This window comes from Microcystis sp. M113S1, from assembly GCF_020246945.1.
GTDB lineage: Bacteria > Cyanobacteriota > Cyanobacteriia > Cyanobacteriales > Microcystaceae > Microcystis.
On the sequence record NZ_JADBSA010000031.1, the window covers coordinates 60,345 to 71,766 of the forward strand.

The following is an 11,422-nucleotide window of genomic DNA, read 5'->3' on the forward strand; positions in this document are numbered from 1 at the left end:
AAAGCTTGAAGTTAAAAAAAATTCAAGGCATTTCCTAAAAGTTACCCTATATTAAAACTATGCAAACTCCATTTTTTCAACAAGAAACCGCCAAAAGTTCTCATCAATTTTTTGATAATTTGAAATTGATTGCCGCTCCTTACTGGTATCCAACCGATCCTAAAGGAAGGACATTTTCAGAGGTAATAAGTTCATGGGGAATGCTGTTTCTCCTTGTTTTAGTAATTGTTGGACTGGTGGCCTCTAATGCAGTTAATAGCTTCGTTAATCGCTATTTGGTTGATGTCATTATTCAAGATAAAAATGCCTCTAAGTTTATGACAAGTTTATTACTTTATGGCTTAGGATTACTTTTAATTACCCTGTTTACTGCATTTTCTAAATTTGTTAAAAAAAGAATTATTCTGGATTGGTATGAATGGCTAAATCAGCAGGTTGTTACCCAATATTTGAGCCATCGCGCTTATTATAAAATTAATTTTAGATCCGATGTGGATAATCCAGATCAAAGGATCTCTCAAGAAATAGAACCCATTGCTAGAAATGCTGTTAATTTTGGGGCTATTTTATTAGAAAAAGTCTTAGAAATGACGACTTTTTTAGTAATTCTTTTCTCAATTTCCCGACTAGCCGCCGTGATTCTAGTGGCTTATACAATTATCGGCAACCTAATTGCTGTTTCTTTAAGTCGAGAATTAGATAAGATTAGTCAAGAAGAACTGGAATCCAAAGCTAATTACACCTACACTTTAACTCATGTTCGGAATCATGCTGAATCCATTGCCTTTTTTCAAGGCGAAAATCAAGAGTTTAAAATAATTCAACGTCGATTTAATAATCTCGTCAGAAATTCTCTCAGTAAGATTGATTGGGAGAAAAATCAAGACATTTTTAGTCGAAGTTATCGCTCAGTTATTCAAATATTCCCCTTTGTCGTCTTCGCTCCAGCCTATATTCGCGGGGAAATTGATTTCGGACAAGTTAATCAGGCTATCATTGCTTGCAGTATGTTTGCTAATGGTTTTTCTGAGTTAATCCTTGAATTTGGTTCTTTGGGCAGATTTTCCAGTTATGTTGAGCGTCTATCTGAATTTTCTTCGGTCTTAGAAGAAATGGGACAACAACCCAAGGATGCTAGTACCATTAAAACCCTTGAAAAAAATCAGATCGAGTTTGAGGATGTTACTTTACAAACACCAGATTATGAAAAGGTAATTGTTCAACATTTATCCCTATCTATCGAACCAGGCGAAGGTTTATTAATTGTCGGACCGAGTGGACGAGGTAAAAGTTCTCTATTAAGAGCTATTGCTGGCTTATGGAATGCAGGAACTGGTTGTTTAAAACGACCTCCCTTAGAACAATTTCTCTTTTTACCTCAACGTCCTTATATTATTTTAGGGACTCTCAGAGAACAGTTGCTTTATCCTAAAACAACCCGTGAAATGACCGATGGAGAACTTGAATCCGTTTTACAACAAGTTAATCTTCAAAATATAGCCACAAAAGTTCATGGCTTTGATGCGGAAGTCCCTTGGGAAAATATATTATCTTTAGGAGAACAACAACGCCTTGCTTTTGCCCGATTGTTAGTAACCCATCCCCGCTATGTAATCTTAGATGAAGCCACAAGTGCTTTAGATTTGAACAACGAACAAACCTTATATCAGCAGTTACAAAAAGCACAGACAACTTTTATTAGCGTAGGACATAGAGAAAGTTTATTTAAGTATCATCAATGGGTGTTAGAACTTTTAGAGGATTCTAGTTGGCGACTTGTTTCCATAGATGATTATCGATCCTCAAAATCTCTGTAACTGTTTCATTGCTAAAACTCAATTTAGGAAAAATTACGATGACTACTACTTCACCAAAAACTCTGACTATGGATATTCAAAAACCCAGGGTTCTTTTAATCGGAAAAATGTATGATGAAGCGGGGGAAAAACTTCTTGAAGAATCTACTAATATAGAGATTTTGTCCAACCCTACACCGGATAAAATTAATGAGGCCATTCAAGAAGTATCTGGCGTATTTGTGCGTTATCCTAATAAGTTAGAGGCTTCATCAATCCGATTAGCAAAACACTTAAAAGTAATTAGTACCTCTGGATTTGGCACAGATTCTATTGATATTATGGCAGCAACAGAACAGGGTGTTATCGTTGTTAATAATCCCGGAATGTCAACTACAGCTGTAGCAGAACACACCTTATCTATGATTTTAGCCCTTGCCAAAAAGCTCCCTTTTTTAGATCATTGTGTGAAAAAGGGTAACTATTTAATTCGCAATCAGATCCAACCGATTCAACTCGAAAACAAGATCCTTGGTATTGTGGGTTTAGGAAGAATTGGTACTCTGGTGGCTCACAAATGTAACCTAGCACTGGGGATGAGAGTATTAGCTTATGATCCCTATGTTCCAGCCAGCAAAGCGGAGACAGTAGGAGCAACTTGGGTCAAAGATTTAGATGTTCTTCTGGCTGAATCGGACTTTGTTTCTTTGCATCCTGAACTAACAAGTGAAACACGGGAAATGTTTAATATCTCAGTTTTTAAAAAGATGAAACCAACAGCTTTTTTAATTAATACCTCCCGGGGAAAAGTCGTTTGTGAAAAGGATTTAGGGATCGCCCTTAATCAAAAATTGATAGCTGGATGCGCCCTAGATGTCTTTGAACCAGAACCGCCGGCTTTAGATAATCCTTTATATAATTTTGAGAATGTCATTCTCTCACCTCATTTAGCCGGAGTAACCCCTGAAGCGAGTCTAGCGGCTGCTGTTTCGGCGGCGAATCAAATATTACAAGTGCTTCAGGGAGAGAAGCCCCCTTATATGATTAATCCAGAGGTGTGGAATCTTTCTTAAAGCATCTAGAGAATCTCAGGGATTCGGTTAATTAAAAATGGCAATATTTCTGAAAAATCCTTAGGAGGATAATAATTTGGAAAACATCGGCAAAATTCCCCTCAAAGATGAATGGCGTAATCGCTGGGCAATCATCAAACAAATTGTCCTTAATCCAGCTCGAGAAATGGCGTTTTTGCAAGATCAGTTTCAAGTTTCTGAACTTTATACTAATATAGCGAAACGCGATCCTCATCTTCAGGATCCTAATTTTCCCCAATGGCTTAATTTTGGTTATTGGAAAGAAGAAACAACTTATAACGGAGCTTGTGCCGCTTTAGCGCGTAAATTAGCCGAAGTGGCCGAACTTAAAGCCGGAGATCACCTTTTGGATGTGGGTTTCGGTTTTGCTGAACAGGATTTACTCTGGGTAAGAGAAAACAATGTTGGCTCAATTATCGGTCTAAATACAACCGAGTTACAAGTAGAAATTGCTCAAGAAAGAGTAGCTAAAGCAGGGTTATCGGACAGGATAAAACTTCAAGTCGGCTCGGCTACTCAAATACCCTTTCCTGAGAATTCTTTTGATAAGTTGACCGCTTTAGAATGTGCTTTTCATTTTGACACTCGTGAGGATTTTTTTGCGGAAGCTTTTCGAGTTTTGCAGCCCGGTGGAAGGTTGGCTATAGCGGATTGTTTGCCTAGAGTGGGTCGAGAAATTAACTTCTGGCTGCGGGTTAATAGTAAGAAAATGTGTATTCCCTTTGCTAATCAATACGACCGACATACTTATGTAGAAAAACTCAAAAAGCATGGATTTGTTAATATCCAAGCTTTATCTATTAGTGAATATGTTTGGCCGGCAATGGTTCATTATTTTGCCCAGATTAGCCAAGGGATTAGTAAGCATGATTTAGTTATCGATCTCCAGAAAGATAACCCGGGACTTGAAGCTTGGTCAAGAAATCGGGGTTGGTTTATGGCGTTTGATGATTATCTTTTGTTTTCGGCAGAAAAGCCTAAATTAAACTGAGTTCGGGTTAAGCAGATTGATGTAAAACCCAGTCCATCGGTAGGGAGGACTTATTATTAGCGATCGCCTATTAACCAAGGAGTTGAGAATCTAGAATTGGCCAAGGTTTTCTAACACTCCCTTCTATAGCGTTATCCCGAACGCCGGTTAAGCTAGAAATCGCTAGTCACCCCCCCAGATGGACGGCACAAACTAGATAGGGTTTGCTGAATAAGTCCCCAGAGGGAATCTATAAAAGTACAAGGGTTTTGAGTCCCTATTTCGATTTCTCAATTTTAGTTGTCCTTGCCAAAGAATATTCTGAATTGTTTCAGGAGTAGATAATAACATATCAATTCAATCCGTGAAGTTGTTCAATTATCAACAGTATATCGCCAAAATAGAGAAAATAAACCCAATCCTTTGGCGAAAAAATAGGATTGAGTTAACAGGATCAAAAATGGGATAGGTTAAAAACACATCCCACGGTTCCGATTAAGTCAGAACTACTGACGAATTTGTACCGGCATCACCAAATAGGTCATCTTTAAACCTCCCAAGGGGGTAAAAATAACCGGTTGGGTACTAGCATTTAACTGCATTTGGATATCATTATTGGGTAAAGCCTTCAAACCGTCCATCAAATATTTAACATTAAAGGCAATATCGCCACTTTCTCCCTGAATTGTCGCCGCCATGGACTCTTTGGCACTACCTAAATCGGGAGATTCCACCGCTAGGGATAAACGGTCATTTTCGCTATCGAGGCTAAACTTGACTAAGTTATTCTTTTGGTCCGATAAAACCGCCACTAATTCCAAACAACGGATTAATTGTTTGCGGTCTAAAACCAAAGAGCGCTCGAAGGATTTAGGAATTAACTGATTATAAGTGGGATAGGCCCCTTCTAACTTACGACTGGTTAACCTCTGTTCCCCCATTTCAAAGATGACTTGAGAATCATCCACATGCAGAGTAATAGTCTCGATATTTTGTTGTGTTGACATCATTCTTTCCAATTCTCGCAGGGCCCGGGCCGGAATGGTGACATTAAAGCCACCAGAGGCACTTTCCACCTCCTCTAGGGGAGTTTGTACCACCGCTAAACGATGACCGTCTGTAGCGGCAAATTCTAGACAATCGACGGTTTTAGTTAAATGCACCCCCGTCAACACCTGTTTAGTTTCATCGCCACTAGCGGCAAACAATGCACCTTTTAGTCCCTCTGTCAAGGCAACTACAGGTAAATTAACAATTTCCCCATCGGCCACCGTGGGCAATTCTGGGAACTCATCGGCTTTCATGCCGCGAATTTGGAACTGTGCCGAGGCAGTTTTTAGGAAAGCGAGACTATGCTCCTCATCATTCTTGTTTTCTTCCACAGAGATAGTGATTTCCCCCTCTCCCAAACGAGAGACAATATCGTTAAGCAATTTTGCCGGCAGGGTAATTTTGCCCCCTTCCACCACCTCGGCCCGAAAACTGGTGCGAATCCCTAAACTCAAATCAAAAGCAGTCAGGCTAATTTCGCCCTTTTCTTCATCGGCACAAAAGAGAACATTTCCCAACACCGGATGGGTAGGACGACTGGCAACGGCCCGACTAACTAGGGATAAATTGCTGTTGAGTTCGCTTTGACTACTGGTAAATTTCATAGCAGGAATAGTTTTTTTGTACGCTAAAAAATAATAGCAAGAATTCCCCTGTGGAAAATCTGTGGAAAACCAGAGCTTTTTTCGATCGCTCTTTCCGGGCTAAAATCTATCAATAGCAATAACTTCGGCCATTGCTAGGTTTTTACTGCAATTCTGAAAAGATTGTGGAAAAATTGTCAACAGTGAAATTTTTGCCCTTTCTCAGCCAATTACATCAGCTGTTAACCATCAAGCTACAAGTCAAGAATAGCGAGACTTTAGCCGACCAGCGCCTTTCTTAGCGAAAAAATTGCGTCAAATGTAGGCCGGTGATCTTTAAAATGGAACAAGCAGCAGGAAGTTAACAAAACAAAGCTCTGGGCCTCCCCCAGAACCAATAGACTCAAATAGACAAGGAGACAGGATTGGTTAGCACATCTTCGTATCAAACAACAAAATCGAAAGAAATCTTTACAGCCGCTCAAAAATTAATGCCGGGGGGTGTAAGTTCCCCCGTGCGGGCCTTTAAATCCGTCGGTGGTCAACCCATCGTTTTTGAAAGCGTCAAAGGGGCTTATATTCGCGACGTGGACGGTAACGAATATATCGACTATGTGGGAACTTGGGGGCCGGCTATCTGTGGTCATGCCCATCCCGAAGTGATTGCCGCCCTCCACCAGGCCCTAGACAAAGGAACCAGTTTCGGCGCTCCCTGTGTCGAGGAAAATATTCTTGCTGAAATGGTGATTGATGCCGTTCCCAGCATCGAAATGGTGCGTTTTGTCAATTCCGGCACCGAAGCCTGTATGTCCGTCCTGCGCTTAATGCGGGCTTTTACCGGCCGGGATAAAATCATCAAATTCGAGGGCTGTTACCACGGTCACGCCGATATGTTCCTCGTGAAAGCCGGCTCTGGTGTAGCGACCCTAGGCCTACCCGACTCGCCGGGGGTTCCCAAAACCACCACTAACAACACTTTAACCGCCCCCTACAATGACCTGGAAGCGGTAAAAGCCCTCTTTGTCGAGAATCCCGACTCGATTGCCGGGGTGATTTTAGAGCCAGTAGTGGGTAATGCCGGCTTTATCGTGCCGGATGCTGGCTTTTTAGAAGGATTGCGGGAATTAACCAAGGAATACGGGGCCTTATTAATGTTTGATGAGGTAATGACCGGATTCCGCATCGCCTACGGTGGCGCTCAGGAAAAATTCGGCATCACCCCCGATTTAACCACCCTCGGCAAAGTTATCGGCGGTGGGCTGCCGGTGGGGGCCTACGGCGGTCGCGCCGATATTATGGCTATGGTCGCTCCGGCCGGCCCGATGTACCAAGCGGGAACCTTATCCGGCAACCCCTTGGCTATGACGGCGGGAATTAAAACCCTAGAGTTACTTCAGCGCCCCGGCACCTACGAATATCTCGATAAAGTGACCAAATCCTTAACTGAAGGGCTACTGAAAGTGGCCAGAGATGCTGGTCATAGCGTTTCTGGAGGTCATATCAGTGCCATGTTCGGGATGTTTTTCACTGGCAACCCCGTGCATAACTATGAAGGGGCCAAAAAGGCTGATGTGGCTAAATTCGGTCGTTTTCATCGGGGAATGTTGGAAAGAGGCGTTTATCTAGCTCCTTCCCAGTTTGAAGCTGGTTTTACTTCCTTAGCTCACACAGAGGCCGATATCGAACGGACTTTGGCCGCCGCTAAAGAGGTTTTAGCAAGTTTATAGTTAATGCTGCTTCGGCCGGGAAAATTGATTGATAGAGTCCCAATTATTGATGAGTTGACATCTCCCCGCTTGCAAAAGACGGGGATTCTCAGGGGAAATTTGCCTAGAAACCCCGAACAATCGAGGGATTATTATCCCCAGCACTGTAAAACTTATCAGTCCCAGCACAGGCCGCCCCTTTTTAGTCAACCAGATCGAGGATATCAAGAGCAAGAGGTATCTAACTTGACAAAAATTACCTCGGTTTCTATAATCCTGAAACCGTCAACAAAATTGAGCGATAAATAGCTGGGCAAAAAATCAAGAAAAACAGCAAAAAAACGTAGTTCCCCCCTTGACAAATAGCCAAAACTAGGCATTAGTTAAATTTAATGATTTTTTAATAAAAACCGCCTTCTATCACCAGAAAAAGCGATTGGTAGATTTTTATCAGAGTAATGTAATCATCTTTACAACTATCGGGGATCAAAGGATGTTAGGGTGAAGGAGCGATGAGAAACCCACTTTAAGATCACCCCAATTGCTATGGCACAGATTCTCGATCCCCTCCCCAACGGCAAGAAAAATAGTATTCTTTGTTGCTATGTCAATGCGACCAGTCATATTCAAATTGTTCGCATCACCAATATTGCTAACTGGTATTTTGAAAGGGTGGTTTTTCCCGGGCAGCGTTTAGTATTTGAGACCCTAGCGGATGCTTTCTTAGAGATTCATACGGGGATGATAGCCAGCGCCATCCTTTCCGATAACATCCCCTGTGAACGCCTTTATATCAGCGATGGGGATGAGGATGACTCCGATGGTCAACTAGACAGGGAAATATTCTATCCCCATTCCCTAGAGGAAAGTCAAGGGGCGAAAATTGACAATACCGTACCCTTCGGCTTAACTTTAGCTTCCGCCTAGCTAATAACCTAATCTGATAATTCCCCTCGCACGAGAATCACAGTGCAATTAACTGCACGGGCAATCGTCGAGGGGATATTGCCATTTAAGAACTGATTGAGCAAGCTTTCCCTGGACGCACCCAAAAGCACCAAAGAACAATCCTCCGATTCTACCAGATGAATCACCGCCTCGGCCGGAGAGGCCGAACAAATCGGTAAAGGTACAATCGGCTGTGCGATCGCTTTCTGTAAAGATGCTTGTAAAACGAACATAGTGGACAGATCTGGCAGTAACTCCGTCGGGGAATAGATTTTACATAACCAAAGTTTGGGATGATCCGAAGACTCGGACAAAGACAGCAAACTAGGCAATAATGCTAAAGCGCGTTGGGCATTGGGACCGCCGGCGGTGGGAATCAGCCACATCCTTTCCCGATTAAGATCGTTGGGAAAACAATCCTTTGTCCCCAATTTTACCAAGATGGTTTCACAGGGGGCTTCAGCAATCAAAGTATCGACTAAAAACCCGAAAATCTCCCCAGTGGTCGATTTTTCCCCCGTCCAACCCATAATTAATAAATTGCTGTGTCGTTCGCGAATCGTGGCCAAAATCCCGTCGGCGATATCCTGAGCCACGGAAATTTGTGTATGAACAGATATATTCTGCTGTCGGGCTAATCTTTCGAGACGATGAAGTAATTTGCGTCCTTCCCGCGTATCTACCCTGACTTCCGCCGGAGAACTAAGACGAGGCACAGTAATCACATAGAGACAATCTATTTCATAATTGCGTTCACGGGCGATCGCAGCAGCAATTTTAAACAAAGCGGTAGCGGTGTCGGGATTGGCAATAGGTAACAAAATCCGGCCTATTCCCACGGCCGGGGAACGGGTTTGATAAACCACATAGGAAGGGGTACTGGGTTGGGGCAGTTGACAAACCCCCCCCAATTGATCGGCTTCCACCCGGATAATATCGGTGCGGGTGATGATCCCCACCAGTTTTTGACCATCGGTAACGGGTAAACGGGAAAGCTGATAGCGATTTAAGAGAAATAAAACATCGCTTAACGCTGCCTGGGGGGCCACAGTAATCGGATTGGGAGTCATCATCTCCCGTAGGACCGTTTGACTGTTTTTCGATCGCCATTTATCCAGATCACTTTGGGTAAAAATCCCCAATAGTCGCCCCTGTTCCACCACGGGAAAACCGCGATGATGGGAACGGGACATAATTTTCACCACTTCCCCCAGGGGTAAATCCGCCGGCAGAATTTCCACCTGCGATTGCATCACATCCATAGCCGACAGATGGGCCAGCACATCATTAGAAGGGGTTTCTTCGTTGAGAATAATGCCACTAGCGGAAAGTAAATGCTGATAGAGGGAACCGGGGTGAATGCTTTCGGCAGTGATATAAGAAACGGCACAGGTCAACATCAGGGGCAGCACAACATTAAAATTGCGATGCAGTTCAAAGACAATCACGATCGCCGTTACCGGAACCCTGACTACTCCCGTAAAAAAAGCCCCCATACCCGCTAAAGTATAACTAGCTTCGCTGCCGAAACCGATAATTTTCGTCTCGATTCCCCCCACCAGAAACCCCAAACAGGAGCCCAACACCAAAGCGGGGGCGAGGAGTCCTCCCGGGGCGCCGGAACTGTAGGCAATCATGGTCAGGAAAAAATAGACGACGAAAGCGAGGGCGGTATTCTGCCAACTCAATTCCCCTGCCAGCAAAAATTCCCGTAAACCGGTATTATCTCGAAAAAAGTCGGGTAAAAAAGCCACTACCGTTCCCGATAACCAGCTGACCAGACCGATGCGCCAAGCCAGAGATAACCGCCAACGCCGCTGCATCTGGCTACAAAAAAGGATGCCTTGATTGAATAAAGCCCCCAATAAGCCCGCTAAAACCCCCAAAAGGCAATAAATGGGTATTTCTTGGGCAGAGAAGCTAATATTGGCATATTCAGTGATCATTGAGGGGGTATTCTGCAGCATCATCGAAACCACGGCCCCGGTAAAGGAAGCCACAATCGCCGTTTCTAGGGTCATACTAGAAACATCGCGCATTAATTCCTCGATCACAAAGAGAACGCCAGCGATGGGAGTAGTAAAACCGGCCGCTAACCCCGCAGCTGCCCCGGCTGCGATCATCTGACGACGGTGATCGGGACTGGTGGGCAGCCAGACGCTTAACTGGGCCGCTAGGGCCGCCCCGATGTGTACCGTGGGGGCGCGACGACCAAGGGTTAAACCACCGCCAAGGATCAGGATCGCCCCGATCATTTTTACTAGGGCGACCCGCCAAGACAGGGGCAAAGGATATTTAGCTAAGGCCGCTTTTACTTGGGGAATACCACCCCCGGCGGCCGCCGGGGAGAAGTGTTCGACAATCCAACCGGCACTGTAACCGAGCAGAAAACCGCCGAGGGGCAAAACTAGGAAAGGAGAGGAATTGGCTACTAGATGCACCCGCCAACCACCTAACCAACCGATCCCCAATTTCAGGATAATGGCGGCAAGAGCGGAGAGAATTCCGATTAAACAGGCGACCAGTAAAGCATAACGACTATCGGTTGCGCTACGTCCGAAGTGTTGGGATTTAAACCACTGACGGAGGTTTTGGTGACGGGCAAAAAGTCCCATAATTATCAGGGAGAATCAAGGCAATGGCGGAGCGAGGATTTATTTAGGGTTCTGATTCCTCGTTTCTTTAATCATAGGCCGTTAAGTTCTGTCACCGTTCACCTTGTTGCTACCAGTGGCCCTAATAGTAGTTTTTCTATCGATGGGCTAGGATCAAAGGTTGTCCCTGTCTTTGAGCGGAGGGTATTGTAAAGTTTCAATACAAATATAGTCAGGCATGGTAATATATAGACATGAAACTATCAGACTATGCAAAAAAAACAGGAATAAGTTATCGAACGGCTTGGAGGTGGTGGAAACAAGGGAATTTAACAGGCTATCAATTGCCTTCTGGTACAATTATCATAACGGATGACAACCATTCAAAACCCGACTTGATAGCTTGCATTTATGCAAGGGTTTCCAGCGCCGAAAATAAAGACAATCTAGATAGGGTCTGCTGAATAAATCTAAAAACCTTGTTGGGTAAGACTTTTAGACTTTTTGTCAATCAAAAAGTACCAGACATGGGAGTGATCAGGGGGAAAATTCCGGGACTTTTTCCCTGAAAATTAGGTAGTTGACCACCTGAAAATCGGTAAACCCCATCCCCCAACCCCCAACCCCCAACCCCCAACCCCCAACCCCCACCGAAAAACTTTTTCAGCAAACCCTAGATA

At 43.9% G+C, this 11,422-nt stretch carries 7 protein-coding genes; 5 read left to right on the forward strand and 2 right to left on the reverse strand.

What is annotated here, in order from left to right:
- The first annotated feature begins 59 nt into the window (after nucleotides 1-59).
- From IM319_RS01910 to IM319_RS01920, 3 genes are all read left to right on the forward strand, one after another.
- On the forward strand, nucleotides 60-1,817 hold the full coding sequence (locus tag IM319_RS01910; RefSeq protein ID WP_287734410.1) for an ABC transporter ATP-binding protein/permease: 1,758 nt from the start codon (nucleotides 60-62) through the stop codon (nucleotides 1,815-1,817).
- A 68-nt stretch (nucleotides 1,818-1,885) separates the two neighbouring features.
- Nucleotides 1,886-2,869, forward strand: coding sequence for a hydroxyacid dehydrogenase (locus tag IM319_RS01915; protein WP_287734412.1), 984 nt, complete (start codon nucleotides 1,886-1,888; stop codon nucleotides 2,867-2,869).
- Between the two features lie 76 nt (nucleotides 2,870-2,945).
- Complete coding sequence (locus IM319_RS01920) at nucleotides 2,946-3,881, forward strand: class I SAM-dependent methyltransferase (RefSeq protein WP_287734413.1); 936 nt, start codon at nucleotides 2,946-2,948, stop codon at nucleotides 3,879-3,881.
- 485 nt (nucleotides 3,882-4,366) lie between these two features.
- On the opposite strand, the gene dnaN is transcribed toward IM319_RS01920, so the two are convergent.
- A complete protein-coding gene (dnaN, locus tag IM319_RS01925; protein WP_287734415.1) occupies nucleotides 4,367-5,515 on the reverse strand; it encodes a DNA polymerase III subunit beta in 1,149 nt (382 codons plus the stop codon).
- A 404-nt stretch (nucleotides 5,516-5,919) separates the two neighbouring features.
- Between dnaN and hemL the strand changes: the two genes are divergently transcribed.
- Both hemL and IM319_RS01935 read left to right on the forward strand, forming a co-directional pair.
- Nucleotides 5,920-7,221: a glutamate-1-semialdehyde 2,1-aminomutase gene (gene hemL, locus IM319_RS01930; RefSeq protein ID WP_287672557.1), complete on the forward strand. Its 1,302-nt coding sequence runs from the start codon at nucleotides 5,920-5,922 to the stop codon at nucleotides 7,219-7,221.
- Between the two features lie 525 nt (nucleotides 7,222-7,746).
- Complete coding sequence (locus tag IM319_RS01935; protein ID WP_287077517.1) at nucleotides 7,747-8,127, forward strand: DUF1830 domain-containing protein; 381 nt, start codon at nucleotides 7,747-7,749, stop codon at nucleotides 8,125-8,127.
- Nucleotides 8,128-8,135: 8 nt separating this feature from the next.
- On the opposite strand, the gene IM319_RS01940 is transcribed toward IM319_RS01935, so the two are convergent.
- Nucleotides 8,136-10,763 carry a chloride channel protein gene (locus IM319_RS01940; RefSeq protein ID WP_287734417.1) on the reverse strand — a complete coding sequence of 876 codons (2,628 nt, stop codon included), beginning with the start codon at nucleotides 10,761-10,763 and terminating at the stop codon, nucleotides 8,136-8,138.
- Between the last annotated feature and the right edge of the window lie 659 nt (nucleotides 10,764-11,422).